28 protein-coding genes are annotated in these 25,192 nt (G+C 71.6%); 12 read left to right on the plus strand and 16 right to left on the minus strand.

Annotated elements, in window-relative coordinates:
• Positions 1 to 128: 128 nt before the first annotated feature.
• From ACI2K4_RS28780 to ACI2K4_RS28805, 6 genes are all read right to left on the minus strand, one after another.
• Complete coding sequence (locus tag ACI2K4_RS28780) at positions 129 to 1,325, minus strand: NAD(P)/FAD-dependent oxidoreductase (protein ID WP_404515841.1); 1,197 nt, start codon at positions 1,323 to 1,325, stop codon at positions 129 to 131.
• Positions 1,326 to 1,417: 92 nt separating this feature from the next.
• Positions 1,418 to 2,362 (minus strand): RNA polymerase sigma-70 factor, encoded by a 945-nt coding sequence (locus ACI2K4_RS28785; protein WP_404515842.1) that lies wholly within the window; start codon positions 2,360 to 2,362, stop codon positions 1,418 to 1,420.
• A 277-nt stretch (positions 2,363 to 2,639) separates the two neighbouring features.
• Positions 2,640 to 3,644, minus strand: coding sequence for a MerR family transcriptional regulator (locus ACI2K4_RS28790; RefSeq protein ID WP_404515843.1), 1,005 nt, complete (start codon positions 3,642 to 3,644; stop codon positions 2,640 to 2,642).
• 6 nt (positions 3,645 to 3,650) lie between these two features.
• A complete protein-coding gene (locus tag ACI2K4_RS28795; RefSeq protein ID WP_404515844.1) occupies positions 3,651 to 4,319 on the minus strand; it encodes a HEAT repeat domain-containing protein in 669 nt (222 codons plus the stop codon).
• Between the two features lie 33 nt (positions 4,320 to 4,352).
• The gene (locus ACI2K4_RS28800; RefSeq protein ID WP_404515845.1) at positions 4,353 to 4,775 is read right to left on the minus strand and encodes a hypothetical protein; all 423 of its coding nucleotides are present in this window, start codon (positions 4,773 to 4,775) and stop codon (positions 4,353 to 4,355) included.
• Positions 4,776 to 4,790: 15 nt separating this feature from the next.
• Positions 4,791 to 5,306, minus strand: coding sequence for a hypothetical protein (locus tag ACI2K4_RS28805; RefSeq protein ID WP_404515846.1), 516 nt, complete (start codon positions 5,304 to 5,306; stop codon positions 4,791 to 4,793).
• 225 nt (positions 5,307 to 5,531) lie between these two features.
• On the opposite strand from ACI2K4_RS28805, the gene ACI2K4_RS28810 reads away from it, so the two are divergent.
• The 3 genes from ACI2K4_RS28810 to ACI2K4_RS28820 are packed head-to-tail and all read left to right on the plus strand — an operon-like array spanning position 5,532 to position 6,603.
• Positions 5,532 to 5,894: a DUF2089 domain-containing protein gene (locus tag ACI2K4_RS28810; protein ID WP_404515848.1), complete on the plus strand. Its 363-nt coding sequence runs from the start codon at positions 5,532 to 5,534 to the stop codon at positions 5,892 to 5,894.
• Complete coding sequence (locus tag ACI2K4_RS28815; protein ID WP_404515849.1) at positions 5,891 to 6,151, plus strand: hypothetical protein; 261 nt, start codon at positions 5,891 to 5,893, stop codon at positions 6,149 to 6,151. The genes ACI2K4_RS28810 and ACI2K4_RS28815 overlap by 4 nt, the downstream gene beginning before the upstream one ends.
• A 20-nt stretch (positions 6,152 to 6,171) precedes the next feature.
• Positions 6,172 to 6,603: an SHOCT-like domain-containing protein gene (locus ACI2K4_RS28820; RefSeq protein WP_404515850.1), complete on the plus strand. Its 432-nt coding sequence runs from the start codon at positions 6,172 to 6,174 to the stop codon at positions 6,601 to 6,603.
• A gap of 114 nt (positions 6,604 to 6,717) precedes the next feature.
• Here ACI2K4_RS28820 and ACI2K4_RS28825 read toward each other — a convergent pair whose 3' ends face one another.
• The 3 genes from ACI2K4_RS28825 to ACI2K4_RS28835 all read right to left on the minus strand — a co-directional run bounded on the left by ACI2K4_RS28825 (position 6,718) and on the right by ACI2K4_RS28835 (position 9,595).
• Positions 6,718 to 7,788, minus strand: coding sequence for a GDSL-type esterase/lipase family protein (locus ACI2K4_RS28825; RefSeq protein ID WP_404515851.1), 1,071 nt, complete (start codon positions 7,786 to 7,788; stop codon positions 6,718 to 6,720).
• Positions 7,789 to 7,814: 26 nt separating this feature from the next.
• Positions 7,815 to 8,819, minus strand: coding sequence for an NADPH:quinone reductase (locus tag ACI2K4_RS28830; RefSeq protein WP_404515853.1), 1,005 nt, complete (start codon positions 8,817 to 8,819; stop codon positions 7,815 to 7,817).
• 176 nt (positions 8,820 to 8,995) lie between these two features.
• Positions 8,996 to 9,595: a TetR/AcrR family transcriptional regulator gene (locus tag ACI2K4_RS28835; RefSeq protein ID WP_404515854.1), complete on the minus strand. Its 600-nt coding sequence runs from the start codon at positions 9,593 to 9,595 to the stop codon at positions 8,996 to 8,998.
• Positions 9,596 to 9,816: 221 nt separating this feature from the next.
• On the opposite strand from ACI2K4_RS28835, the gene ACI2K4_RS28840 reads away from it, so the two are divergent.
• Positions 9,817 to 11,280, plus strand: coding sequence for an FAD-binding oxidoreductase (locus tag ACI2K4_RS28840; protein ID WP_404515855.1), 1,464 nt, complete (start codon positions 9,817 to 9,819; stop codon positions 11,278 to 11,280).
• 130 nt (positions 11,281 to 11,410) lie between these two features.
• Here the strand turns inward: ACI2K4_RS28840 and ACI2K4_RS28845 are convergent, their stop codons facing one another.
• A complete protein-coding gene (locus ACI2K4_RS28845) occupies positions 11,411 to 11,875 on the minus strand; it encodes a hypothetical protein (RefSeq protein ID WP_404515857.1) in 465 nt (154 codons plus the stop codon).
• A gap of 94 nt (positions 11,876 to 11,969) precedes the next feature.
• On the opposite strand from ACI2K4_RS28845, the gene ACI2K4_RS28850 reads away from it, so the two are divergent.
• Positions 11,970 to 12,197 (plus strand): DUF6289 family protein, encoded by a 228-nt coding sequence (locus ACI2K4_RS28850; protein ID WP_404515858.1) that lies wholly within the window; start codon positions 11,970 to 11,972, stop codon positions 12,195 to 12,197.
• Positions 12,198 to 12,396: 199 nt separating this feature from the next.
• On the opposite strand, the gene ACI2K4_RS28855 is transcribed toward ACI2K4_RS28850, so the two are convergent.
• The 6 genes from ACI2K4_RS28855 to ACI2K4_RS28880 form a co-directional block, all read right to left on the minus strand.
• Positions 12,397 to 13,473 carry a LacI family DNA-binding transcriptional regulator gene (locus ACI2K4_RS28855; RefSeq protein ID WP_404515859.1) on the minus strand — a complete coding sequence of 359 codons (1,077 nt, stop codon included), beginning with the start codon at positions 13,471 to 13,473 and terminating at the stop codon, positions 12,397 to 12,399.
• 95 nt (positions 13,474 to 13,568) lie between these two features.
• Positions 13,569 to 13,760 (minus strand): hypothetical protein, encoded by a 192-nt coding sequence (locus ACI2K4_RS28860; RefSeq protein WP_404515860.1) that lies wholly within the window; start codon positions 13,758 to 13,760, stop codon positions 13,569 to 13,571.
• Between the two features lie 128 nt (positions 13,761 to 13,888).
• Positions 13,889 to 14,776: an arginase family protein gene (locus ACI2K4_RS28865; protein WP_404515861.1), complete on the minus strand. Its 888-nt coding sequence runs from the start codon at positions 14,774 to 14,776 to the stop codon at positions 13,889 to 13,891.
• Between the two features lie 131 nt (positions 14,777 to 14,907).
• Complete coding sequence (locus ACI2K4_RS28870; RefSeq protein WP_404515862.1) at positions 14,908 to 16,029, minus strand: discoidin domain-containing protein; 1,122 nt, start codon at positions 16,027 to 16,029, stop codon at positions 14,908 to 14,910.
• Positions 16,030 to 16,184: 155 nt separating this feature from the next.
• Complete coding sequence (locus tag ACI2K4_RS28875) at positions 16,185 to 18,257, minus strand: SpoIIE family protein phosphatase (RefSeq protein WP_404515863.1); 2,073 nt, start codon at positions 18,255 to 18,257, stop codon at positions 16,185 to 16,187.
• Between the two features lie 132 nt (positions 18,258 to 18,389).
• On the minus strand, positions 18,390 to 19,064 hold the full coding sequence (locus tag ACI2K4_RS28880) for an ANTAR domain-containing protein (RefSeq protein WP_404515864.1): 675 nt from the start codon (positions 19,062 to 19,064) through the stop codon (positions 18,390 to 18,392).
• A 203-nt stretch (positions 19,065 to 19,267) separates the two neighbouring features.
• On the opposite strand from ACI2K4_RS28880, the gene ACI2K4_RS28885 reads away from it, so the two are divergent.
• The 7 genes from ACI2K4_RS28885 to ACI2K4_RS28915 all read left to right on the plus strand — a co-directional run bounded on the left by ACI2K4_RS28885 (position 19,268) and on the right by ACI2K4_RS28915 (position 25,161).
• Entirely contained in the window at positions 19,268 to 20,014 is a 747-nt protein-coding gene (locus ACI2K4_RS28885) for a glyoxalase (RefSeq protein WP_404515865.1), read from the plus strand.
• A 310-nt stretch (positions 20,015 to 20,324) separates the two neighbouring features.
• Positions 20,325 to 21,086 carry a DeoR/GlpR family DNA-binding transcription regulator gene (locus ACI2K4_RS28890; protein ID WP_404515866.1) on the plus strand — a complete coding sequence of 254 codons (762 nt, stop codon included), beginning with the start codon at positions 20,325 to 20,327 and terminating at the stop codon, positions 21,084 to 21,086.
• The gene (pfkB, locus tag ACI2K4_RS28895; protein WP_404515867.1) at positions 21,083 to 22,027 is read left to right on the plus strand and encodes a 1-phosphofructokinase; all 945 of its coding nucleotides are present in this window, start codon (positions 21,083 to 21,085) and stop codon (positions 22,025 to 22,027) included. Before ACI2K4_RS28890 ends, pfkB begins: the two co-directional genes overlap by 4 nt.
• 132 nt (positions 22,028 to 22,159) lie before the next feature.
• On the plus strand, positions 22,160 to 23,329 hold the full coding sequence (gene mtlA, locus ACI2K4_RS28900; protein WP_404515868.1) for a mannitol-specific PTS transporter subunit IIC: 1,170 nt from the start codon (positions 22,160 to 22,162) through the stop codon (positions 23,327 to 23,329).
• A gap of 32 nt (positions 23,330 to 23,361) precedes the next feature.
• Positions 23,362 to 23,670, plus strand: coding sequence for a PTS lactose transporter subunit IIB (locus ACI2K4_RS28905; protein WP_404515869.1), 309 nt, complete (start codon positions 23,362 to 23,364; stop codon positions 23,668 to 23,670).
• A complete protein-coding gene (locus ACI2K4_RS28910) occupies positions 23,663 to 24,121 on the plus strand; it encodes a PTS sugar transporter subunit IIA (protein WP_404515870.1) in 459 nt (152 codons plus the stop codon). The genes ACI2K4_RS28905 and ACI2K4_RS28910 overlap by 8 nt, the downstream gene beginning before the upstream one ends.
• Positions 24,121 to 25,161, plus strand: coding sequence for a zinc-dependent dehydrogenase (locus ACI2K4_RS28915; RefSeq protein ID WP_404515872.1), 1,041 nt, complete (start codon positions 24,121 to 24,123; stop codon positions 25,159 to 25,161). The genes ACI2K4_RS28910 and ACI2K4_RS28915 overlap by 1 nt, the downstream gene beginning before the upstream one ends.
• Positions 25,162 to 25,192: the final 31 nt, after the last annotated feature.

The raw sequence follows: 25,192 nt of genomic DNA on the forward strand, positions 1-25,192 counted from the left end.
GACCGGCGGGTCCGGCGGCGGCGGAGGGCCCACGCGCCACCGATGAGGCCGACCGTCCGGCCCACGCCGCCACCGCCGTACGGGCGGTGGCGGCGTGGGGGAGCGGGTGACGGGGCTCGCCGAGTGCGCTACGCCGGTTCCCCGGCGGCCGGACCCGTCGTCACCCCTTCCGGGGCGACGCGGCGACGCCGGGTCGGCAGTCCGAGCATCGGATGGGCGACGCCCCAGGCGGCACCCTGGCAGACCAGCTCCTTGTAGACGGCGGCGAGCCGCCCGGTCAGGGCCGCCGGCACGGCCCGGTCGTCAGCGGTCACGTACTGGATCAGGCCCTCCTTACGGCCGAGCGAGATGCACTGGTTGAAGTAGCGCAGCGGCGCGTTCGGGAGTTTGCCACCGGTCAGCCGCGCCGTGATCGAGTCGGCGGCCTGCCACGCCATCGGGACGCCCGAGGCGCACGACATCCGCAGCGGCTTGTTCCCCGCGCCGTACGCGTGAGCCGCGTCGCCGACGGCGTAGACGTCCGGGTGTGAGACCGAGCGCATGGTCCCGTCGACCACGATCTGACCGGTGCCGGTCACCTCCAGGGAGGTCCCCCGCGTGACCGGGTGGACCGCGAAGCCGGCCGTCCACACGGTCACCACGGCCGGGATCACCTCGCCGCCGGCAGTGGTGACGCGGCCGGCTCCGACGCCGGTGACGGTGGCGTGCTCGTACACCGTGACGCCGAGCCGGGCGAGGACCTTCCGCAGGTGTCCACGGCCCTTCGGGGCGAGCCAGTCGCCCAGGCCGCCACGGGCGGCGAGGGCGACGTCGAGGTCCGGGCGGGCCTCGGCGATCTCGGTCGCGGCCTCCAGACCGGTGAGGCCGCCGCCGACCACGACCACGGTCTGCCCGGCGTCGAGGCGGGCCAGGCGCTCACGCAGCCGCAGCGCCCCCGAACGCCCGGCGATCTCGTACGCGTGCTCGGCGGACCCGGGTACGTCCTGGCTGTTCCACGCGCTGCCGAGGGCGTAGACGAGCGTGTCGTAGCCGAGTGTCCCGGCACCGTTCGCGTCGACGACCGCGACGGTCCTGTGGTCGACGTCGACACCGGTGACCTTCGCGACCCGCAGTTCGACGCCGGTGCCCGCGAACATCTCGGCGAGCGGCCGGGGCTTGAGACTCTGGCCGGTCGCGAGCTGGTGCATGCGGACGCGCTCGACGAAGTCGGGCTCGGCGTTGACGACGGTGATGGTGACGTCCTCGCGGCGCAGTCGCTTGGCGAGGCGACCGGCGGCGATGGCTCCGGCGTATCCGGCGCCGAGGACGATGATGCGGTGCTGCATGTCCGTGCTCCTGTCTGACGCGGGTTCGCCACCTGAACCGGGCGGCCCGCCGTTTCCTGACAGGTTCGCGATGTGAAGCACCTCACACGCGGTCAGAACGCCTCGAACAACGCTTCCCCGTGGTCGGACGCCGCGAAGCGCTCGGTGGCGCGCGCCAACTTGTCGGGGTTGACCTGGCTGTGGATCGCGGCGATGCCCTCGGCGGTGACCGCCAGGCACGTGACGCCGACGACCCGGCCGTCCACGACGGCCACCACGGCGGGGTCGCCGTTGGCGGTCCAGGCGTACATCCGCGGCGCACCGCCGAGCAGGGCACGCTTGGCTTCGGCGGGTCTGAACAGACCCCGTAGGAACCGGGCGACCGCGCGGGCGCCCTCGATCGCCCTGGCGCTGGCCGGGACCCTGCCGCCGCCGTCGCCGATCGAGACCGCGTCCGTGGTGAGCAGTCGCACGAGCGGTTCGACCCGGCCGCTGGTGGCGGCCGCCAGGAACTCCTCGACGATCCGCCGGGCGGCGGCCCCGTCGATCTCGGTACGGGCCTTGCCGTCCGCCACGTGCTTCTTGGCCCGATGGAAGATCTGCTGACAGGCGGTCTCGGAGATGTCGAGGATCTCGGCGATCTCCCGATGTGGGTAGTCGAAGGCCTCGCGCAGCACGTACACCGCCCGCTCGTTGGGCAGCAGGCGCTCCATCAGGGTGAGGACCGCGTACGACACGGACTCGCGCTGCTCGACGGTGTCCGCCGGGCCGAGCATCGGGTCCCCGGCGAGCACCGGCTCGGGCAGCCACCGGCCCACATAGGTCTCCCGCCGGGCCCGGGCCGAGGTGAGCTGGTTCAGACACAGGTTGGTGAGCACCTTGGTCAGCCACGCGTCGGGGACCTCGATGCGCTCGACGTCCGTGGCCTGCCAGCGCAGGAACGTCTCCTGCACCACGTCCTCGGCCTCCGCGGCGGAGCCGAGCAGCCGGTACGCGATGGCCTCCAGGCGACGCCGGGAGGCCACGAACCGGTCGACGCCGTCCGCGGTCAGGGGCATGGTCCGATCCTAGGCGAGAGCGGAGCCGGCGGACCCGGACCGTTCAGGCCCCCTTCGGGCGCTCCGCCGATCCGGGCCCGCCACCGGCGTGGCGCCGGTCAGGTGGGCCGCGCCCTCGCCGATCGCGGCGAACGAACTGCTGCCGATGACCGCGGGCGTGTAGTCACCGGGCGCGCGTCGCGCCGGACTGTCGAGGCCGGACAGTCGCAGTTGCCGCGCCGGGCTGACCACACCCATGATGCCGAGCGCGCCGCCGAGGGCGCCCGGGGTCCCGCCGTCAGCGTGCGTCGCGCCGGCCGAGGATGTACGCCGCCGTCAGCGCCACGGCCCGGTCCTCGTCCCGGGACAGCTCCGCCAGCGCACGTGACGCCGTGATCCCCGGAATGTCCGCGAGCGCCTGCGTCAGCCGCCGACGCACGGACGGCTCGACGTCACCGGGGGATAGGCGGTCGACGAGCCCGGCGGCGATCCGATCCGCCAACTCTGGATCACTCGCCAACCCGCTCAGCGCGTCGGCCGCGTCCACGTCGTTCCCCTCCTCCACAACCATGTCGATCAGCGTCGGCACCGCCTCGGCCACGCCACGGGTCCCGAGCGCCAGGGCCGCGTACCGGCGGACCACGACGTCTGGGTGCGCCAGGGCGTCGCGCAGCAGTGCCGTCGCCGCGTCGCCGGGAATCTCGGCGATGGACCGGACGGCACGTTCGCGTACCTCGGCCACCGCCGCGCCGAGCCCCTCCGCCAGCAACGCCGACGCGCCCCCGCCCGACTGCGCCAGAGCCCAGCGAAGCGCTCCGGCGACGTTCGGGTCCGACTCGCTCAACGCCGCCTCGACCAGTGCCTCGACCGGCACCGGCACCCCCTCGACCGAGGACAGGGCCGCCCGCTGACGCCTCCCGGCGCTCTCCGACCCCAACGCGCCCAACAGTGCGACGACCTGGAGGACGTCCTCCCAGCCGGCGGGTTCCGCGGCGCCGATCCGACGCAGCCGGGTGAGCAGCTCCGTCTCATCCGCGATGCGCTGCCGGGTCTGACGGACGAGGTCGTCGACGAGCCCGGAGGGGGTGAAGCCGGGATCGTCGAGCGCGCGCCCGACCTCACGCAGCGACAACCCCAGCGACCGCAGGCTCTCGATGTGGAAGATCCGCCGAATGTCCTCGCCGGAGTACTCCCGGTACCCGGTGCCGGTACGACCGGTCGGCCGTACCAGGCCGAGCGACTCGTAGTGCCTGAGCATGCGGGCGCTCACCCCGGACCGTCGTGCCACGTCACCGATCAACACTGCCCGTCACCCGTCCTGCCCTGTCCGGCCGAGGGCTACCACCCGCTTCGCCTCCTCGACCGCGAGCTCGAAGCCGGCATCCGGGTCACGCGACAGCCGTTGCGTCGCGATCGCGTGCTGACGTACGTCGGGTCGGGGATCCGTCGACGCCGCGCCCAGGATCGGCATGATCATCTCGCCGAGCGCGATCAGCGCCCGACTCAGACTCAACCGCGTCTGCCTGCTGCCGCGCCCGAGCTGTGTCGCCAACACCTCCGCCAACCCGGACTGCTCGCCCTCGGGCACCAGTACGACCGCCGCCCGCCAGGCGGCCCGCGCCACCTCGTCGTCGGCGTCGGTCAGCAGCGCCCGGGTGATCGCCGGCCATGCCCTCCGATCCCCGATCTTGGACAGGGTGTGCAACGCCTGGCTCCGTGCCTGAGCACGCTCCGAACGGAGCTCGTCGACCAGCTTCGGCACCGTCATCGATGCCGGGTGTCGGGTGAGTGCCCAGGTCAGCATCTCGCGTACGGAGAAGTCGGGTTCGACCGCGCATCGCTCGACGAGCTTCTCCACGAGCCGCGGGTCCGGGGCCGTGCCGACCGCCAGCGCCGCCCGCAGCCGGGTGGACGAGCTGCCGTTCTCCAACGCCCGAACAGCTCGAATGAAGTTCGTGTCCGGTTCCGGCCCGGTCATCGGTACCACCTCCTCGACACAGTGAAGCCCTTGTCACTGTGTCAAGGTCAAGCCGTCCACCGACGGGTAACGGCGGTGGTGACGCAGACCGAGCAGCAGGTCACGCCACGGTGACGACCAACCGTACGTCGCCCCGACCCGGACCAGCGCCACCGCGAACAAACCTCCGGCGAGGTCACCGCGCCCCGCCAGTTCGCCGATGGTGCCGCGCAGGACACCGGGATCGATCGACTCCGGCAGCTCACGTAGCCGGGCACCGACACGCTCGGCGGTCCGGACGGCCAGGGCCGGTCGGTCCGCGCAGAGGTCGGCGAGCTCCCGAAGGTTGTCCAGCCGTCCGAGGCCGACCAACGTCGTGGCGGCCGTGCCGGCGAACCCGGGCCGCCCCGCGAGCCAACGCGCCGCCGTGACGAGCCCCGGTGGCGGGGTCCCGCTCGGTCGGCACGGCCGAGGCACGGTGAGAAGTCGCGTTCAGTTGGTTCCGGCGGTGATCGGAACGCCCTCGTCGGCGCACGCCTTGCGCAGCCCGGTCAGGTGGGTGGCGGCCGGGCCGAGGGAGTCCTGCGGCGGTAGCCGTTCCGCTTCGGGCATCTGGTTGAGCCGCCAGGCGAGGTCGACCAGGGCGATCCCGTGTTCCCGGAGCCGGTCGTTGTGGGAATTCTCGAACCGGTCGCGGGCCTCCCGGTACTCCTGCTCGGTGAGGTCACTTCCGCTGCCGGCCGGCTTGCCGGTGATGGTGCCGCCGGCTCGGATGATCTCGCAGGCGGCGACGCCACTGTCCTCGCGACCGAACCGGTCGTGGACGACGTAGCCGCCGCCGACGACCACGACCAGCCCCGCCAGGACGACGATGCCGACCCGGACCGCCGATCTTCGGGTACGCCGCGCTGGTGCCGGGGTGACGCCCACCTCTGCCCGGTGCGACGACCCGTCCGGCCCCAGTTGCGGCGGGTGCGGGTCGGGGCTGGTGGGCGGCTGGTGACTCAACGGGCCTCCTCGGAACAGGCTGATGCGCCGTGAGCGTGCATGTTAGACACCCGCCGTGCGTGCCGCTGACCCGGGAACAGAACCGGTCGAATCAAGGACAAAATGCCAAGCTGCTTACGAAAGTTCAAGATCGTATTAGAAAAATCAAAGTTTGAGTGTTGACGGCTTAAGAAACTCAAAGTACAAATGAATCGTGAACGTGTTGCCGAGAGTAAGGGGTCGCGGATGGACTGGCAGGAGCTGACGGACCTGACGCGCGGAGAGCCGTTCGTGGTCGAGCGGGTCCGCCTCGCCGGCAACGGCATCGCGGTCGAGGGCCAGTTCGAGCCACCGCAGCTAGCTCAGCTCAGCGCCGACGACCAGGTCTTCGTCGCCGCGTTCGTACGGTCGCACGGGTCGATCAAGGAGATGGAACGGATCTTCGGGGTGAGTTACCCGACGATCAAGTCCCGGCTCAACCGGATCGCCGAGAGTCTCGACTTCGTCGACACGGATCCGGCACCCAGCGGCGCCGATGTTGTCGATCGCCTGCGACGCGGGGAGATCGACGTCCAGGAGGCGCTGGCCGAGCTGGAGAGATCCCGATGATCCCGCAACTGGTGACGTACCGTCAGCGCCGCCGCGACGGTCGATGGCTGCGGCTGTACGTCCCGGTCCTGCCGGTCCTGCTGCTGTTGTCGCCCCTGCTGCTGCTCGCCGGGCTCGCCGGTCTGGTCGCCTGCCTCGTCTTCCGGGTCAACCCGGTGGGCGCGCTGCGCGGCACCCTCGGCCTGCTCTGGTCGCTGTCCGGCACCCGGTTCGAGATCCAGGACGGCCGCACGGCCGTGCTGGTAAGCGTCAGATGATTCAGAAGGAGAAGAGCACGATGGACGAGCAGCGCCGCCAGATCCTGCAGATGTTGGCCGAGGGCAAGATCAGCGCGGCCGAGGCCGAGCAGTTGATCGACGCCCTGGAACGAGAACAGCCCGAGTCGCCACCGGGGCCCCCGCTGCGCCCGAAAGCCCGACCCAAGTACCTGCGCGTGCTGGTGAACTCCGCCGAGACGCCCGGCACCGACGGGCCGACCCGGGTCAACATCCGGGTCCCGCTGCAACTGCTGCGCGCCGGAGTCCGGCTGGCGAGCCTCGTCCCTCCGCAGGCACTCACCAAGGTCAACGCGGAGCTGAGCAAGTCGGGGGTACCGATCGACCTCACCGAGCTCAAGCCGCAGCACATCGAGGACCTCATCGAGCATCTCGACGACGTCACCGTCGACGTCGACGATCCCGGCACCAAGGTGCAGGTCTTCTGCGAGTGACACCGCCGCGACGTCCGGCGCCCGGGTGAACCCGCCGCTACCACCCGTCCGGTGGTAGCGGCGGCACCGACTCGGCTTCCGTCCGCCGATGCTCTCGGTGTCTCTCGGTGTGTTCTAGCGGGTGAGGTCGTCCAGGTTGACGGCGTCGGCCATGGCCTTGGCACCCCGGTCGTTCAGGTGCATGCCGTCGCCGCTGTCCAGCGCGGGGTGGATGTGGTCGGGAGCATCGGGGTTCGCGACGGCTCGGCCGACGTCGAAGACAGAGTCGACGACATCGGTCGTACGGATCCAGTCGTTCACCTCGCGCCGTACGGCCAGCCCCTCGGGCGTGCTGATCGCGGGGCCGGCGCCGCCGAACGGACCGATGGTGGCGGCGAGGACCTTCAGGCTGGCCCGGTGGGCGCGGTCGGCCAACCCGGTGAAACCCTCGATGAGGGCGTCGGCGGTGGTCGGAGGTTCGCCCAGCATGTGTGGGAGGCCGATGTCGTTGATGCCGAAGTGCACCAGGACATGGGTCAGGGCGGGAATCGAGAGGACGTCGCGGTCGAAACGCGCCAACCCGTGCTCGCCAACCCCGTCACGCAGCAGGCGGTTTCCGGCGATGCCCTGGTTGACCACCCACCCCCGGGCGAGCCGCCGGTTGAGGAAGTCGACGGAGCGGCGGTTCGCGCCGGTCGTGGTGCCGACCCCCTCGAACCACGAGTCGCCGAAGGCCACCCCGACCGGGGTGTCCGGTGGGGCGAGCACGTCGACGCCCGAGATGTAGAACCGGGCTTGCACCTGCTCGGCCCGGGGGAGCGCGGGAGACGCGACGTGGTTGCCGCCGGCTATCCGGGCGATCTCCGCCGGCCGGTGGGAGTAGGTCGCCAGACCGGTCTCCGCCGGGAAGTAGAGGCTGACGACCAGGTCCGTCCCGGCGGCAACCGGGAGATCGACCTGGTCCGCGACGGCCTCCTCGCCCGCCGGGATGACAAACTGCTCGGCGCCGTCGAAGGTCAGGGCCGCCTGCCGGTCACCGACGTCGACCGTCGCGGCGGCGACGGTCACCGGGGTGCGGCCGTAACGGTTTGTCAGGCGTACGCGGAAAGCCTCGCCGCCGCCGGCCATGTGCAGCGGTTGACGTACGGTCTGGTCGGCGAAGCCGCGGGGCTGGCTGAACTGGAGCCGCTGATAGGGATCGATCACCGCGGTACGGAAACCGGCTGTCCAGATCATGGCTGTCCGGTCCGGTTTCCTGCGAGGTCCAGCACGACCCGGCCCCTGGCCGAACTGTGCTCGACCAGCTCGTGCGCGTCCGCGATCTTCTCCAACGGCAGCCGGGCGGCGATCGGGTAGCGCAGGTCACCGGCGACCAGCGCGGCCGTCAGGTCCGCCGCGGCGACCTCGTTCGCCGGCTCCGGGAAGTCGTCGTTGCTGAGGAACCTGACCGTGATGTTCTTGAAGCTCAGCGGCCAGTACGGGATGCTCGGTTCGGTGGCACCGGTGGCGTAGGTGGCGATCACGCCGCCGTACCGCAGAATCTCCAGGTTGGTCGTTAGGTTGGCGTCGAAGGCCAGCTCGGCCACCCGGTCGACCAACTCCCCGCCGGTCCGCTCCAGAATTCGGGCGGCGACGTCGCCACCGGCGGTGTCGACCGCGTGGTGCGCGCCCGCGGCCAGCGCCTGTTCGACCTGCTCCGGGCTGCGTACCGTCGCGATCACGGTGGCGCCGCCCCGGCGGGCCACCGCCAACGCGGCCCGGCCGACCGCGCCGAGGGCTCCGGTGACGACAACCCGCTGACCCGCCACCGGCCCGTCGGCGAAGATCGCCCGGTGGCCGGTGATGCCCGGGATGCCGAGCCCGGCCGCCTGCTCGTACGGCACCTCGGCGGGAAGCGTCACGGCGTGCCGGGAGGGCACCACGGTGAGTTCGGCGGCGGTGCCGGACGGACGGTACGCCTGGGCGAGGTAGACCCAGACCCGTTCACCGATCCGGGACGGGTCCACGCCCGCTCCGACCGCGTCGATCACCCCGGCCCCGTCACCGTGCGGGACGATCCGGGGGAACGCCATGGTGGATCCCCACCAGCCCTGTCGTTTACCCAGATCGCCGACATGGATCCCGGAAACCGACACCCGGACCCGTACCTCGCCCTCACCCGGCTGCGGATCGGGCAGTTCACCGATCTGGAGCACCTCGTGAGCCGGACCTTGCCGGTCGTACCACGCCGCGCGCATCACGAACCCGCCGGTCCGGTCGCGGTGGCGCCGACGAGGCCTGCGCGATCGGCCTCGGAGCTACGCGGCATCGCCGGCCGTGCGGGGGGCGGGGCGTCGGCGCGTGCCGAGGGCACACGGAATCGGGTCATCTCGACGGTGGTCATCGCTTCTCGATCCAATCGGGTACTGGACATTCAACCGTTGATGCCGAGCATCAGCCTGAGCTGGGTCAGCAGGACGTCGCGGAAGCCCTCGGGCGACGGTGAGGGGTGATGCTGGACGCGGGAGAGGATCAGTCCGGCGAGGGCCGCGAGGAGCAGGTCCGTGACGGCCTCGGCGTCGTGGGTCAGCGTGAACTCACCCCGGTCGGCTCCCTCCCGTACGGCGGTGAGGAAGGGCGCGCGGTAACGTGCCTGTACTTCCGCGCTGTAGTCGCGGAGCTCGTCGTCGCGCATGGCGGATCGCCAGAACTCGACCAGGATCTGCCTCGTGCGCTCCGGGTTGTGCAGACTCCGGTCCACCATCGCGACCAGCCGGTGCCATGGGTCGGGTTCGGCGGCGGCCACCGCCCGCAGGGCATCCACCTCCCGGTCGGTGAACACCGCCATGGCCTCGATGACCATGTCCGCACGTGAACCGAAGTAGGTCTGCAAGGTGCTGATCGCGACGCCACCGGCCGCCGACACGTCCGCGAACCGGGTGTTCTCGTAGCCACGGGTCGCGAGCACGTCGGCCACCGCGTCGAGGACCGAGGTCCGCTTCTCCCCGCCCGCACGCCTCTTCCGGATCACCACCGGGCTACGCCTGGGTCGCGGTGTCGAAGTTCCAGCGGATCATGTTCTGCGGGTCCCACTCGGTCTTTGCCGTACGGAGCCGTCGGCACGGAGGTACGGTATCGCCGTGCCGGTCACGTCGAGCGATCCTTCGCCTCGATTGTGATACCGGACACCCCGCTTCGCTCGGCTTGCGCCCAACCGGCCGGCTGGAGCCTGGACGAGGTGTCGAATTCGCGCACGTGCCGGGCATCCGGCCGGGTCGGCTCGGCGCCCGGGTGGGCGGTGAACGGGACCAGAAAGGCCACGCGATGACGTACGTGATCGACCAGGACGACCTGGCCCGGCTGGTCGCGCAGGTCGCCGGCCCGGTCCTGGTCCCCGGCGACGACGGATACCGCACGGAGACCGCGGCCTGGAACGCGGCCCTGGTGCAACGCCCGGCCGTCGCGGTCGGTGCCACCTCCGTCGCCGACGTGGCGGCTGCCGTCCGCTTCGCCAGCGAGCGCGCCCTGCCGGTCGCCATGCTCGCCACCGGGCACGGTGCAGTCCTGGCCTCGGACGGCGCGGTCATGATCAATCTCAGCCGGATCAACGGGATCAGCGTCGACGCGAAGTCGGGTACGGCCACGATCGGCGCGGCCGTCAGGGCCCAGCAACTGATCGACGCCGCGGCCCAGGTCGGACTGGCACCGTTGGCCGGTTCGTCGCCCAACGTCGGCGTGGTCGGCTACGTCCTCGGCGGCGGGCTCAGCCCGAGCCTCGGCCGCGTCCACGGCTTCGCCGCCGACCACGTACGCGACGCCGAGATCGTCTGCGCGGACGGCACGCCTCGCCGGGTCGACCCGGACCACGACCCCGACCTGTTCTGGGCGATCCGGGGCGGCCAGGGGAACTTCGGCGTGGTCACCTCGCTCACCATCGACCTGGTGCCGCTGACCCGCCTGTACGGCGGCGGGCTGTACTTCTCCGGCGAACACGTCGAGCAGGTCCTGGACGCGTTCCGCCAACTGGCCGCCGCTGCCCCGCCGGAGCTGACGCTCTCGGTCGCGTTCATGCGGCTGCCGTCGACGCCGTCCGTGCCGGAACCGCTGCGCGACCGCTTCGCCGTCCACGTACGGATCACCTACCTCGGCCCGGCCGCCGACGGTCAACGCCTCGTCGCGGATCTGCGCGCCGCCGCGCCGACCCTGATCGACACGGTGGCCGAGATGCCGTACACGGCGATCGCCACCGTCCACGCGGACCCCGTCGATCCGGTCGCCACCTACGAGATGTCGTCCCTGCTCCGCGAGTTTCCCGTGGCGGCGGCCCGGGCGCTGGTCGCCGTCGCCGGCCCCGGCGTCGACTCGCCGGTGGCGATGATCGAGGTCCGACAGCTCGGCGGCGCGCTCGCCGGGGAGCCGCGGGTGCCGAACGCCGTCGGCAACCGCGACGCCGCGTTCCAGCTCTCCGCGGCCGCGTTCGGCGCGCCCGGCATGGCGGAGAGGTTCCGTACGCCGCTGGCCGAGCTCGCCGAGGCGTTGCGGCCGTGGGCGACCGGCCGCAGGCAGGCCAACTTCCTGACCGGCTACGACACCACGGTCGAGGCGGTGGCGCGAGCCTACGAACCGGACACCTACCGCCGTCTGGTGGAGATCAAACGCGCCTTCGACCCCCACAACACCTTCCGCGTAAACCACAACATCGCCCCGCCGCGGCGTTGAACGGGCCTGCGGTGACGGTCGCGGGTCTGCTCCTCCGGCGCGGGCGCGAGCGACGCGGTTGAGGGCGAGGCCGGCGATCGTTCCGGCGCGGGTCGGCGCCTCCCGCACCGCACCGCGTCGCTCGGCCCGGTCAGGCCCGGACCAGTGCCGCGAGCTGTGGCGACGGGGAGTCGGTGATCGTCGCGGGGTCGGGACGTTGCGCGTCGACCGGTTGCCCGAAGCTGTGATACGTGATCTTGAGCCTTCCTTGGCTCGGTTTGACGCCGGTCAGGTCGAGTTCCAGTCGTCCGAGCTGGCCACCTTTCTCGGTCCACGCCGTGAACGGGACGTTGCTCACCTGGTCGCGCAACTGCCCGACGGCGCCCTGCCCGAGGCCGCGCGACTTGGTGAGGTCCAGGGTGCCGAGGAAGGAGTGGCCGCCGTCCCGCTTGACGGTGACAATGCAGTTCACCAGGTTTTCGGCGCCGGTGACATCGTCACCGGCGGACATGAAGTCCAACGGGTCCACCCCGGCCGCACGCACCTCGACGAGCACCCGGCGGTCAACGGCGGCGAGGGGAATCGGTCTAACGGCCGCCCGCGTGGTCGGCGACACGGCCGATGGAAGATCGCCGATCGGTCGTTGACGGGGACGGAGACGACTGGCGATGATGACCTTCAATTCACCACCATGATCGAAGGGAACCCTCATGCTCCGACGTGGCCTCGTGGCCGCCCTTCTCGCCGCCGGACTGCTGGCCGCCACCTCGGCCCCCGCGCAGGCGATTCCGCCAGGTGAGAGCCTCATCGTGATCGCCTACTACTCCGACGCGGCGAAGACACAGGTCATCGGGCAGCAGTGGCAGGGTTGTGGCCAGCCCCCGGGTAGCTGGGGAACCCTGGCCGGCTACCGGACCGTCTTCTTCACGCCCTGCTGATCGAACGCCCCGAACCGTCCCCGGTGGACGGGTTGGGTCATGCGTCGGACCGCGAGGTTCGCGATCGCGGTCCAGCGCATGAGCGGCACCGCCCGAGTGACACCGGTCGAGCGCGCACCGGGTGCACGCGGTGAGGCGTCGCCGGTGCGTGCAGGTGGAGCCGGGGTCGGCCGCCCGTGCCGGCGTACGGCACCAAGCCTCAGCTCGGCGGCGGCGCCGTGCTCTCCCGTACGACCAGTTCGGTGGGGAGCAGGACGTGCTCGACCGTGCCGGCCCGGCCCCGGCGGTTGTCCTGGATCGCCCTCGCGAGTGCGGCGGCGGCGACCCGACCCTTGGCCTCGACATCCTGGCGGACCGTCGTCAGCGCCGGGCGGACCTGAGCGGCCAGCGGGCTGTCGTCGAAGCCGACGACCGACAGTTCGGCGGGTACGCGGATTCCGAGATCCTCCGCAGCCTGCAAGGTGCCGTACGCGACCGCGTCGGAGAAACAGAGCACGGCGGTGGGGCGGTCCGGACGGTCCAGCAACAGCCGCGCGGCCGCCCGCACCCGTTCCGGTACGGTCCCGTCCTGCCGGGCGATCAACGGTGTGATCCCGGCCGCGTCGAGGGCGTCGCGCCAGCCGAGCAGCCGTTGCCGCGAGGCGTGCCCGTCAACCGCGACATCGTCGGGCTCGACCAGCCCGTGTCGGCCGTGCGCCCCCGACATCAGCAGCCCGATCTTCCGGTGCCCCAGGTCGATCAGGTGCTGCGCGGCGGCGCGGGCGCCGGAGCGGTCGTCGACGTTGACGGCGGGTGTGCCCCGCACGGGGTCCTGGTCGATGTAGACCAGGGGCAGCCGGCGGCGGACGAGGTAGTCCACCGCCGTCGACGTCGGGTCGCAGGAGTAGACCAGCGCGCCGTCGATCGCCACGTCCCGGGCGGGGACGACCTCGCCGTCGTCGGACGAGGTCAGCAGGGTGAGCGCGAGCCCGGTGGGGCCGAGTTGTTCGGCGATCGCGCCGAGGAAGCTGGTCGCGACCGGGTCGCTGAAGGCGAACCGCAGCGAGGAGGTCAGTACGATGCCGACCGCACCGGTGGTGCCCCGGGCCAGGGCGCGCCCGGCTGGGTCGGGCCCGACGTAGCCGACCTCCTGGGCGGCGGCGAGGATTCGTTCGCGCAGCGCGGCGGAGAGCTGGTCGGGCTTGGAGAACGCGTTCGACACCGTCATCCGACTGACCCCGACGCGGTCGGCGATCGTCTGCAACGTCACCCGCTGGGCCACGTCACCACCAGTCATTCGATGTCGACCGTCACCGGGGGAGTGGCCCGCGGCGGGTCGTCCGGTTTGGTCCGGCGCCGACGGGTCGTGGCGGGCACCGTTGTCCACCGAGGCTAGCAGGCGGCCGGTCCGGCCGGCCTGATCACCTGGGCGGCGTGGACGAGGCCCTCGGCAAGCTTCTCTCGGACCAGCCGCGTGCGTCGGGTTCGTTCGACGTGCGGAACGACCGGGGCGTCGGGGCGGGCGCTGTTGAACTCGAACTCGACGCCGTTGAGCGTGGTGACAAATGCGGCCGGCATTTCCATGACGAACTCCTGCCTTCCCGGCGATGTTCTCTGTATCGATACAGTAAGCGGGTCGACTGTACCGGTCAAGAGAAAACTTGACCGGTACAGCAACTCGGTTCCAGTGGCACCGACACCGTCGTGGCCGCTCAGTCGAGCAACGCCGTGACCAGGGTGTTCACCAACTCCACGGCGACGTGTCCGTCCGGATCGAGGTCCGGGTCGTAGATCGTGACCTGCATGCCGACACAACCCGGATCGTGGACCAGTGGACGCAGCAGCTCCACGAGCTGCGCATGGTCCAGTCCGCCCGGATCGGGCGCGTCGGCGGCCGGCATCACCGACGGATCCAGCACGTCCGCGTCGAGGTGGACGAAGTAACCGTCGTGGGCGGCCAGCCGCCGGGCGACGCGGCCGCCGACCGAGGACGGTCCCTCGGCGAGGATCTCGGGCGTGGTGTGCACGTCGATCCCCAGTGCGCGGACCTCCGCGATCTCCCCGTCGTAGTCACGCACGCCGAGGACGACCAGGTCCTCGTCCCGGCAGTACGGTGCGAGCCGGTCGATGTCGGCGATGTCCGGCTGACCCCGACCGGTGACGATTGCCGTACCCTCGCCCGCCGACGCGCCGACGTTGTCGGAGTTGCCGGCGTGCCGGAAGTCGATCGACCCGTCAAGGTACGCGATGCCGTACCGCCCTCGGCGGCGAAGCGCGAGCGCGGGCCCGAACAGGATCGAGCAGTCCCCGCCCAGGAGCAGCAGGAAGTCGCCACTGTCGATCACCGACCCGGTACGTCGGGCGAGCCGACGGGTGTATCCGGCGAGGGCGTCCGCGTTCAGGACACCGTCCCCGGGCCGCCAGTCGCGGGTGTCGTAGCGCGGAGGCACCACCACGCCCGCGTCCCGTGCGCCGAGCCGCCCGAGCAGGCCCTGGTCACGCAGCGCGCCGGCCAGCTTGTAGCAGCCCGGCACCAGACCCGGCGCCGGGGCGCGCAGACCCAGGTTGGACGGTGCGTCGAGGACGGTGACCGGTCGCATCGAGGAAGAGTAGAGCGAAGGTGCGACAGTCCCGCGACGACGCGTTGACATCCCACCCCGGGCGAAGCCGCTTCCCGGGGCCGACGCGGGTGCGGCGGGTCGGCGCGGCGCGACCGCCACCCGGGGCGTTGTCAGCGTACGGCGATCTCGAGCAGTGAGTATCCGTAGTCGGTCGAACGCTTGGTGCCGTACACCCGGACGAAGCGGGCGGGCAGCTTGGCGACCTCGACGACGACGGTGCCGCCCCGGCCGCTGCTGGTGTGGTAGACGGACTTCCACGCGGTACCGTCGACGGAGACGTCCACCCGGTACGCAGTGGCGTGGGCGTTCTCCCAGTTCAGCTTGATCTCGCTGATCTGCCACCGGGCACCGAGATCCACCCGCAGCCACTGCGGGTCGCTGAAACCGCTGCTCCAGCGGGTCGACGGGTCTCCGTCGACCGCGTTGGACGCCGCCCACGCCCCGTGCTCGACACTGGACGCGGTGACCGTGCTGTTGAGCGCGAGGTTGCGGCCCGAGGTGTTGACCGAGGCTTTCGGCCCGGGCGGGGACGCCGTCGCGGAGCCCTCCTGGGTGACCGGCCGTCGCGACGGGCCCGGTGTCGCCGCGCCGGAGCTGCTCGGGCCGGCGGAGGGCGAACCACTGCCGGTTCCGGTGCCGTCGGGGGCGCCACCGGTCGCCGGCACCGTGATCGGCGCGGTCGCCGTCGCCGTCGCCGTCTCGGGTGCCGCCGCCGGTGTTGTCTCGCCGGTGCTGCGGGTGCCCGACCAGAACAGGGAACCGGCGACCAGGACGGCGGCCACGGCGGCGCCGGAGACGATCCGTACCCGGGGGTTCCGGGGTCGGCCCGTTCCCGCCGGCCCCTCCGTCGGCGCTGTGACGGCCGGCGTCACCGGTGGGACCCGCTCGCCGTCGCCGCCGGAGGCGGTGACATCAGGTACGTCTTCGGCCGCGTTCGGTACGCGGGTGCTCCGCAGGAAAAGGTTGGCCGGAGTCGTCCTGCGCCGCGCCGCCGGCCGTGCCGGCGGTGCCGGCTCGGAGAAGGGCGTCTCCGGGCTGGTGCTGCCCGGGCTGGTGCTGCCCGGGTGCGGTCCGGCAAAGGGAACCCTGGTCGGCAGGCGCGCCGCGGACTGCGACGCGCGGGGCGGGGGCACCTGGCCCGGAACACCCGCCGCACCGTGCGGGTCGGGAGCGCCGCCGGACGGGGTCGTGCCGTCCGGGCCGTCGAGCCGTCGGTCGACAGGGTTCGCCATCGTGGCCTTTCCTCTGCGAAGGGCGGTTACGGGAGCGGACGGGTGGCGGTGGGCCCGCACCACCATAGTCAATCAGCACCGATATCCGATGTAGACACCACAGGAGCGCCCCGAAGCTGCGTATGGCCCCATTGCTGGCAAACCCGCTGACCCGGTCAGGGGCTGGTCGGGTTCTCGGTACCGGGTGGCGCCTGCGGGTCGCTTGTCACGTGGTCGAGCCCGACCAGGGTGAGGATCATGTCCGCCGGCCCGGCGGTGGGCGCGTACAACCGCAGGACGGTGCTGTTCGCCCGGTGTGTGGCGGCCAGCCGGTGAAGGGCGGCGACCCCGGCGCTCGCCAGGTGGCTGACCCCGGTCAGATCCACGGTGAGGTCTCTCGTGCCGGAGATTCCGGCTTCCCGCACCGCCTGCTCCACATGGGCGGCGGTGGCGGCGTCCATCGGACCGTCGATCCGCAGGCGTGGCGCGGGGGACCAGGGCTGCTCGATGATCAGCAGCGGGTCGGCCTGTGCCGACGGGAGCACCGGACGCCTCGCGGGTAGCTGGTCGGTGGTGAGGAGCCGGGCCGGACGGGTGAGCGCGTGTTCGACGGTGGCGGTGGTGCCGTACTCGTCGTGGTCGACGCACAGGTTGTCGACCATTGCGGCGGTCAGTCGCAGGCCGAGCCCCCGGTCCGGCGAGGGGCGGGGCTCACGCCACGTACCGTGGTCGCGCACCCGCGCCCGCAGGTGGCCGTCCGGGTGCAGCGTCACGGTGATCTCGCAGGTCGCACTCTCGTCCGCGTGGTCGGGGTAGGCGTGTTCGAGGCTGTTGGTGACCAACTCCGCGAGCGCGTGCCGTACCGCCGACTCGTCCACCGGGTCGGCGCCGCAGGCGGCCAGCCACCGGCTTGTTCGCGTACGCAGCAGGCGAAGTTGGTCGGCGCCGTTGCTCGACAGGGTGAGCCGGAGCGGCTCGGGCGGGTCGACACGCCGCCCGGCGAGCAGGGTGATGTCGTCGGTGTGTCCGGTCAGGCGGGTGAGCAGTTCCAACGTCTGGGTGCACACCCGCTCGGCCGGAAGCAGCCCGTCGTCGCGCAGCGCCCGGTCGGCGGCGATGTCCGCCGCCGCCTGGGCCAGCTCCACGCTGGCCTGGGACAGCGAACGTCCCGGCCGCTCGATGATGCCGTCGGTGTACAGCAGCACCGTCGTGCCGGGGTCGAGGGTGGCCGTGCCGGTCACCTCGGCGGTGAACGCGCCGCCCACGCCCAGCGGGCCGGCGCCGGTGGTGGGCAGGAACCGGCCGTCGCCCTCGGCGGTCAGCAGCAGCGGCGCCGGATGCCCCGCCGTGCAGTACGACAGCTCGCCGGTCACCGGGTCGAGCAACACCACACAGACGGTGGCCGCCCGCGCGCCGGGAATCCAGCTCGCCGCGCTGTTCAGCGCCTCCAGTGCGGTCAGCAGGTCACCGGTCGCCAGCAGGCGTTCACGCAGCAGCACACGTAGCTGTCCCATCGTCGCCGAGGCCGCCAGACCGTGCCCGACCACGTCGCCGACCACCAGCGCCACCTGCCCGCCCGCCAGGACAATCGCGTCGAACCAGTCCCCGCCCGCGGCGGTCTCCGTGTTCGCCAACAGATAACTCGCGGCGACCTCCACCCCGGGCAGCACCGGAAGCCCCGCCGGTAGCAACTCCCGCTGGAGCGCGTCGATCACGTCGCGCGCCTGCTCGTACCGTCGCTGGGCCTCGGCGGTCCGGGCTCGCGCCGCCTGACGTTCGCGGTTACGTGCCGTGACGTCCTCGATCTGGGCGATCAACCCGGCCACCCGGCCGTCCGCGCCGTTGAGCGGAGTGATGGTGAAATCGACGAAGAGTTCGACATGGTCGCCCCGGTCGGGTCGGTCGAACTGGACGCGGAAATCCCGCAGGCACTCGGCCTTTCCGGTGGCGTAAACCCGTTCGTAAATCTCCAGGGCCTGCTGGCCCGCGAACTCGGCGAATGCCTTCCGCAATGGCTGGCCGATGACCTCCTGGCGGCCGACGTACTCCCGGAATGCCGCCGTGGCTGCGGCCAGGCGCAGTTCGGGGCCCTCCATTCCGACCACCATCAAGGGCATCTGATCAAACACGAGGCGGACCATCCGAGTGTCGCCCACGAGTGGCACGGGGTCGTCCTCGTCATCGCCGGCCGGCGTCTCCGACACCTTCTTCTCCCGCTTCGTACCGATGCTGCGAACCTGCTCAGGCATACCACGGCCGGGATCGCACCACCACGACCGCGTCATCACGAACGTGACGGCCCGCCGACGTCCGTGGTCGGATCGCATCCGGGTCGGAACCATTCGGATCGTGCCGTGGGAGAGCCCGTCACCAGACGACGGTCAGTCCACCCACAATCGCGCGCGTAACGTGTGGGTGGCGCGCGCGGCGGCGTCGGTGTTCGGCTCGGAGGCCCCGCCCATGCGACTTGTCACCCGGGCCGCCACATCGCGCAGCTTGACGTTGCCCGTCTGCGAAAGATTCCTGAGCACCTCGAACGCCTCGTCGGGACCGAGTCCGAAATCCCGCATGAGCATTCCCTTGGCCTGCTCGATGACCGGCAGGCTGGCCAACTGCTGCTCGCGCTGGCGCAGCCGCTCACCCAACGCCGCGAACTGGGTCCCGTCGGCGGCGTCGCCCGGCATGGCCTCCCGCACGCTTGCGTACACCGAACCCCGCCATGCGACGTCGGTGCGTTCCAACACCCGACGCACCGCCGCGGACGCCACCACCCGTAGTTGCACTCCCACCTCCCGGCAGGAGCGCCGGACCGCGAGCAGAGCGTTCATACCCACGGCGGCGAGCGTGTCCGTCTCGCCCAGGTCCACCACCACCGTGCCGAGGGGCACCCGGTCGACCCGCGACAGTTCTCGCACGGAACGCTCCACGCTCGGGACGACCTCGCTGCCGAAACCGTCCACCAACGGCACCACGCACACCGTCGTACGTCCGGGTGCGCCGGCGATGGCCTCACGCTCAGCGACGGCGTGCAGTTCGGAGACGGGCAGATCAGGCATCGGCGCCCTACCTCTGCGGTGCATTAAATCGGACTCAACACCTCATAGTGCCATCTATGCGGACGGCTCGCAAAGACCCGGGCGAGTCGTCTTTTGTCATTCGACGCGCGCACCTCGACCCGCTCCGGTCGGTCCATATGCGGTGCGGGCCGGGCCGCTGGCACAATGGCCGGACTTCGACCCGGACCGGAGGTAGGGCGCCGATGACGACCGAGGAACGTGTCCGACCGAACGAGGCGACGGTGCCGCTGCTGCCGTGCGTGTCGGCGGAGGAGACCCTGACGTTCTGGCGTGCGCTCGGGTTCGAGGTGACCTACGAGCAGACCAGGCCGTACGTGTATCTGGCTTTCCGGTGGAGCGGGTTCGAGCTGCACTACGGCTCCGCGCCGGCCGGACTGGACCCGTCGGCGGAGGACGCCGGTGGTTGCCTGGTGATGGTCGACGCGGTCGCGCCGTACCACGCCGCGTTCGCCGAGGCGATGCGCCGGGCGTACGGCCGGGTGCTCGCCACGGGGCGGCCCCGGATGACCCGCTACCGGCCCGGCGCGTCCCGGTTCAGCGTTGTCGACCCGTCCGGGAACACCATCATCTTCGTCCGGCGGGACGAGCCGACGGAGTTGGAGTACGGCGGTTCGAAGAAGCTGAGCGGGTTGGCCCGGGTGCTCGACAACGCGCGGATCCTGCGCGAGTTCAAGAACGACGACCTGGCCGCGTTCCGGGCGCTCAACTCGGGGCTGCGGCGCCACGGTGACGCCGCCACGGACGTCGAACGGGCCCTGGCGCTCGCCGGGATGATCGAGCTGTCGGTCGCGCTCGGGGAGTCCGAGCGGGTGCCGGACCTGGGCGCCCGACTGCGGGTGCTGCGACTGAGCGGCTCCGAGTGCGAGCGGGTGCGACAGGCGGTCGCGGACCCCGCCCTGCTCCAGCCCTGGATGCCCGACGCCGCCTGAGGCCCGACGGGTGTGTGGTGACCGTCGGCGGTCCGCCGCCCGGACCGGACCCGCCGGCATGCCCGGTTCTGTGACTCCTGGTGGGTAGGCCGAGGAAACCACAGAAACGGGCATTCTCGTACCCGCCGCTGGTCTGCGCCTCGACTCTCGTCTGAGCAGGCCGTACCGCTGCCGACCCGACGGGCGATATGTCCTGGATCACCGGGATCGAGTCCGGGAGATGACAAGAAAGTTACGCCCACGTGTTGACTGCCCACAGAAACGGGCGTAAACAAAAGCAAAGCCAACACGAGCAAGCGGGTGAACAGGGATGTACGCCGAGGAACGCCAGCAGGAGATCCTGCGCCTGGCCCGGGCGGAGGGGCGGGTGGACGTGATGGTGCTGGCCGAGGGCATGAACGTGACGGCCGAGACGATCCGCCGCGACCTGACCGCACTCGAGCGGGCCGGTCTGCTCCGCCGGGTGCACGGCGGAGCGATCCCGGTCGAACGCATCGGCTTCGAGCCCGCGCTCGCCACCCGGGACGCCGTGCTCATCGCGGAGAAGGAGCGGATCGCCAAGGCGGCCCTGGCCGAGGTGCCGGAGGAGGGCGCGATCATCCTCGACGCCGGCACCACGACCGCCCGGCTGGCCCAGTTGCTCCCCGTCGACCGGGAGCTGACCGTGGTGGTCAACTCCCCGGTGCTCGCCGCCGCGCTCGGGCCCCGCCCCAACCTCAGCGTGCTGCTGCTCGGCGGCCGGGTGCGGGGCAAGACACTGGCCACGGTGGACGACTGGGCGCTGCGCCCGCTCGCCGAGATGTACGTCGACGTCGCCTTCATGGGCACCAACGGCTGCTCGGTCGAACGGGGGATGACCACCCCGGACCCGGCGGAGGCGGCGGTCAAACGGGCGATGATCGCGGCGGCCCGCCGGGTGGTGCTGCTCGCCGACCACACGAAGATCGGCAACGACTACCTGGCCCGGTTCGGCGCCCTCGCCGACCTGGACCTGCTGGTCACCGACAGCCGGCTCGACGAGGATCTGGCCGACGAGGTCGAGGCCGCGGGCGTACGGGTGGTGCGGGCATGATCGTCACGGTCACCCTCAACCCCAGCCTGGACCGGGCGATGGAGATCGACGCGCTGGTACGCGGTGAGGTCATCCGGGCCGCGTCGGCGCACATCGACCCGGGCGGCAAGGGGGTCAACGTCTCCCGCGCCCTGCTGGCCAACGGGGTGGCGTCGCGGGCCGTGGTGCCCTGTGGCGGCGACGAGGGAGCACAACTCGTCTCGATGCTCACCGCCGAGGGGGTCGACCTGGTGGCGGTGCCGATCGCCGGCCGTACCCGGTCGAACGTCACCCTCGCGGAGCCCGACGGCACCGTGACCAAGATCAATGAGTCCGGGCCGGTGCTGTCGCCGGACGAGTTCGCGCGGGTCACCGAGGCGGTGCTGGCGGCGGCCGACGCGGCCCGCTGGGTGGTGGCCTGCGGCAGCGTCCCGCCCGGCCTGCCGGTCCGGGCCTTCGGTGAACTCTGCGCCCGCCTGGTCGGTGCCGGGGTGCGACTCGCGGTCGACACCAGCGGCCCGGCCCTGCGGGCCGCCGCGCGGGCCGGCGCGGCCCTGCTCAAGCCGAACCGGGAGGAGCTGGCCGAGGCGGTCGCCACACCACTGCACTCGCTCGGCGACGTGGTCGAGGCCGCGCGGCGGCTGCGAGAGGAGGGCGCCGGGGCGGTGCTGGCCAGCCTCGGACCCGACGGCGCCGTGCTCGTCGACGAGCACGGCGTGCTGACCGGTGAGTCGACGGTGCGGCACCCCCGCAGCACCGTCGGGGCGGGCGACGCCCTGTTGGCCGGCTTCCTCGCCGCCGGCGCGACCGGACCCGAGGCGCTGGCCGAGGGAATCGCCTGGGGGGCGGCGGCGGTGAGCCTGCCGGGCAGCCGGATGCCCGGCCCGGCCGACCTCGACCGGGACGCGGTCCGGCTCCACCCCCGCCCGGACCTGGTCCAGCCGCTACGAACGCCAGGCTGATCCGCCGTGACCAGGTGGGCGCGGACCGGCGCACACACCACGGGGTACGGCGACACACCCGGATCTTCCGGGAGGACGGACGAAACGACCAGCGCCTAGGCGCGAGCCATACTCTGCGAAGGAGTCTCCCTCATGGCTACCTCATACACCCCCGAGGTCCAGGGAACCGGGTTCAAGGCCTGGGTCCAGCGGATCGGTGGCCACCTGGCCGGCATGGTCATGCCCAACATCGGCGCGTTCATCGCCTGGGGCCTGATCACGGCGTTGTTCATCCCGACCGGCTGGATACCCAACGAGCACCTGGCCCAGCTCGTCGACCCGATGATCGGGGTGCTGCTGCCGGTCCTGATCGGCTACACCGGCGGCCGGATCGTGCACGGACAGCGCGGCGCGGTGGTCGGCGCGGTCGCCACCATGGGCGTCGTGGTCGGCGCCGACGTGCCGATGTTCCTCGGCGCGATGATCATCGGCCCGCTCGCCGCGTACCTGCTCAAGCTCTTCGACCGGCTCGTCGAGGACCGGATCCGGCCCGGTTTCGAGATGCTGGTCGACAACTTCTCCGCCGGCATCATCGGCGGTGGCATCGCGCTGATCGGGGTCTGGGTGATCGGCCCGGTGGTCGAGCAGCTCACCACCTGGGCCGGCGACGCCGTCGACTGGCTGGTCGGCAACAACCTGCTGCCGCTCGCCTCGGTGCTGGTCGAACCGGCCAAGGTGCTCTTCCTCAACAACGCGATCAACCACGGCGTACTCAGCCCGCTGGCGGTGGCCGAGGCGCAGGAGACCGGCAAATCCATCCTGTTCATGATCGAGTCGAACCCCGGCCCGGGGCTCGGCCTGCTGGTCGCGTTCCTCCTCTTCGGCCCGCGCAGCCTGCGCCCGAGCGTGCCGCCCGCCATGATCATCCAGTTCCTCGGCGGCATCCACGAGATCTACTTCCCGTACGTGCTGATGAAGCCGAGGCTGATCCTCGCCGCCATCGCCGGTGGCGCCACCGGGGTCGGCACCTTCATGGTCACCGGCGCCGGACTGGTCGCCACCCCCTCGCCGGGCAGCATCTTCGCCTACGCGGCGGTCACCCCCAAGGGCGGCTGGTTCGGCGTCTTCCTCGGTGTCCTGCTCGCCGCCGCGGTCTCCTTCGTGGTCGCCTCGGCGCTGCTCGGCTTCGGCCGGCTCAACGGGGACCAGGAGGCCGCCGAGGAGACCGACGAGGCGGCGGCGCAGGGCCAACTGCCGCCGGCCACCGACGACGCCCGCGAGACCAGCCCGGCCACCGCCCGTACCGCCAACGCAGAAGGCTGACCCACACCGTACGAACGAGAGGGGTGCCCGTCATGGGCAGCATCAACGGCAAGGACGTCCACAAGATCGTGGTGGCCTGCGACGCCGGCATGGGCAGCAGCGTCATGCTCGCCAGCCAACTGCGCAAGCAGCTCAGGAAGTTCTCCGTCACGGTCGAGCACACGCCGGTCAACTCGATCCCGGCCGACGCCGACGTGGTGGTCACCCACAGTGGACTGGCCGCGCGGGCCCGGGCCAGCGCCCCGGACAAGATCATCGTGCCGTTCCAGGTCTTCCTCGGCGACCCCGCCGTGACCAGGGTGGTCAAGGCGATCGAGAAGGGCGACGAGATCAGTGGCTGACCAACTCGCCGACCTGCTCGACCCCCGCGCCCTGCGACTGCACGAGACCGCAGCCGACCGCGACGACGCCATCCGCCGCTGCGGCGACCTGCTGGTCGAGATCGGCGCCGCCGACCCGGCGTACGTGGAGACCATGCTCGCCCGCGAACGCTCGGTCCCCACGTACATCGGGGAGGGGGTGGCCATCCCGCACGGCACCCTCGGCGGCAAGGACCTCGTGCACCGCGACGCACTCGCCGTACTCCGGTTCCCCACCCCGGTGGACTGGGACGGCCAGCCGGTCACCGTCTGCGTGGCGATCGCCGCCCGAGGCGACGGCCACGTCGAGATCCTGGCCCGGCTCGCCGACATCCTGCTCGACCCCGACCAGGCCCGCGAACTGCGCGAGGCCACCCACCCCGATGACGTGCTCCGCCTGTTCACGGCGGCGGCACAGGAGGACAGCAACTGATGAAGGTCGTTCGTTTCCACGCACCCGGCGACGTACGGATCGAGGACGTACCCGAGCCCACCCCGGGCCCGGGCGACGTCAAGATCCGCGTACGCAACTGCTCCACCTGCGGCACCGACGTCAAGATCTCCAAGTTCGGGCACCACCACATCCACCCGCCCCGGGTGATGGGACACGAGATCGCCGGTGAGGTGGTCGAGACCGGCGCGGACGTCACCGGCTGGTCGGCCGGCGACCGGGTGCAGGTCATCGCCGCCATCCCCTGCGGACGGTGCGCCGAATGCCGGCGCGGCCGGATGACCGTCTGCCCGAACCAGGAGTCGATGGGCTACCACTACGAGGGCGGATTCGCCCAGTACCTGGTCGTACCGGCCAAGGTCCTCGCCGTCGACGGGCTCAACCGGATCCCGGACGGCGTCGGCTTCGCCGAGGCGTCGGTCGCCGAACCGCTCGCCTGCGTCCTCAACGGCCAGGAACTGGCCCGCGTCGGCACCGGCGACGACGTCGTGGTCATCGGCTCCGGCCCGATCGGCTGCCTGCACGTACGACTGGCCCGCGCCCGGGGCGCCGCCCGGGTCTTCCTGGTCGACCTCAACCGGGCCCGGCTGGACCTGGCCGCCGACCTGGTCACCCCGGACGCGGCCATCTGCGGCGCCGAGGTCGACCCGGTCGACGAGATCCTCAAGCTCACCGAGGGACGCGGCGCCGACGTCGTCATCACCGCCGCGGCCTCGGGTGCCGCCCAGGAGCAGGCCATCGCCATGGCCGCCCGGCAGGGGCGGATCAGCTTCTTCGGCGGCCTGCCGAAGGACAACCCGATCATCGCCTGCGACTCCAACCTCGTGCACTACCGGGAACTGACCATCGTCGGCGCCAACGGATCCAGCCCTGCCCAGAACGCCGAGGCGCTGCGGCTCATCGCCAGCGGCGCGGTGCCGGTGGCCGATCTGATCACCCACCGGCTACCGCTCGACCAGGCCGTCGACGCGCTCGGCGTCGTCGCCCGGGGCGAGGCCATCAAGGTCACCATCGAGCCCTGAGCCACCGGGCCCCGAGTCGAAGAGGGAGAGC

Origin of the sequence: Micromonospora sp. NPDC050397 (assembly GCF_044901685.1) — a bacterium.
In the GTDB taxonomy this organism is placed as follows: Bacteria; Actinomycetota; Actinomycetes; order Mycobacteriales; family Micromonosporaceae; genus Micromonospora_G.

Excerpts from the sequence above, each read along its gene's own strand:
- ACI2K4_RS28780 (WP_404515841.1), bottom strand. The coding sequence starts at position 1,325 with ATGCAGCACCGCATCATCGTCCTCGGCGCCGGATACGCCGGAGCCATC.
- ACI2K4_RS28880 (WP_404515864.1), bottom strand. The coding sequence starts at position 19,064 with ATGCCTGATCTGCCCGTCTCCGAACTGCACGCCGTCGCTGAGCGTGAG.
- ACI2K4_RS28850 (WP_404515858.1), top strand. The coding sequence starts at position 11,970 with ATGCTCCGACGTGGCCTCGTGGCCGCCCTTCTCGCCGCCGGACTGCTG.
- ACI2K4_RS28785 (WP_404515842.1), bottom strand. The coding sequence starts at position 2,362 with ATGCCCCTGACCGCGGACGGCGTCGACCGGTTCGTGGCCTCCCGGCGT.
- mtlA (WP_404515868.1), top strand. The coding sequence starts at position 22,160 with ATGGCTACCTCATACACCCCCGAGGTCCAGGGAACCGGGTTCAAGGCC.
- ACI2K4_RS28830 (WP_404515853.1), bottom strand. The coding sequence starts at position 8,819 with ATGCGCGCGGCGTGGTACGACCGGCAAGGTCCGGCTCACGAGGTGCTC.
- ACI2K4_RS28860 (WP_404515860.1), bottom strand. The coding sequence starts at position 13,760 with ATGGAAATGCCGGCCGCATTTGTCACCACGCTCAACGGCGTCGAGTTC.
- ACI2K4_RS28815 (WP_404515849.1), top strand. The coding sequence starts at position 5,891 with ATGATCCCGCAACTGGTGACGTACCGTCAGCGCCGCCGCGACGGTCGA.
- ACI2K4_RS28915 (WP_404515872.1), top strand. The coding sequence starts at position 24,121 with ATGAAGGTCGTTCGTTTCCACGCACCCGGCGACGTACGGATCGAGGAC.
- ACI2K4_RS28905 (WP_404515869.1), top strand. The coding sequence starts at position 23,362 with ATGGGCAGCATCAACGGCAAGGACGTCCACAAGATCGTGGTGGCCTGC.
- pfkB (WP_404515867.1), top strand. The coding sequence starts at position 21,083 with ATGATCGTCACGGTCACCCTCAACCCCAGCCTGGACCGGGCGATGGAG.
- ACI2K4_RS28890 (WP_404515866.1), top strand. The coding sequence starts at position 20,325 with ATGTACGCCGAGGAACGCCAGCAGGAGATCCTGCGCCTGGCCCGGGCG.
- ACI2K4_RS28885 (WP_404515865.1), top strand. The coding sequence starts at position 19,268 with ATGACGACCGAGGAACGTGTCCGACCGAACGAGGCGACGGTGCCGCTG.
- ACI2K4_RS28810 (WP_404515848.1), top strand. The coding sequence starts at position 5,532 with ATGGACTGGCAGGAGCTGACGGACCTGACGCGCGGAGAGCCGTTCGTG.
- ACI2K4_RS28875 (WP_404515863.1), bottom strand. The coding sequence starts at position 18,257 with ATGCCTGAGCAGGTTCGCAGCATCGGTACGAAGCGGGAGAAGAAGGTG.
- ACI2K4_RS28865 (WP_404515861.1), bottom strand. The coding sequence starts at position 14,776 with ATGCGACCGGTCACCGTCCTCGACGCACCGTCCAACCTGGGTCTGCGC.
- ACI2K4_RS28870 (WP_404515862.1), bottom strand. The coding sequence starts at position 16,029 with ATGGCGAACCCTGTCGACCGACGGCTCGACGGCCCGGACGGCACGACC.
- ACI2K4_RS28795 (WP_404515844.1), bottom strand. The coding sequence starts at position 4,319 with ATGACCGGGCCGGAACCGGACACGAACTTCATTCGAGCTGTTCGGGCG.
- ACI2K4_RS28855 (WP_404515859.1), bottom strand. The coding sequence starts at position 13,473 with ATGACTGGTGGTGACGTGGCCCAGCGGGTGACGTTGCAGACGATCGCC.
- ACI2K4_RS28820 (WP_404515850.1), top strand. The coding sequence starts at position 6,172 with ATGGACGAGCAGCGCCGCCAGATCCTGCAGATGTTGGCCGAGGGCAAG.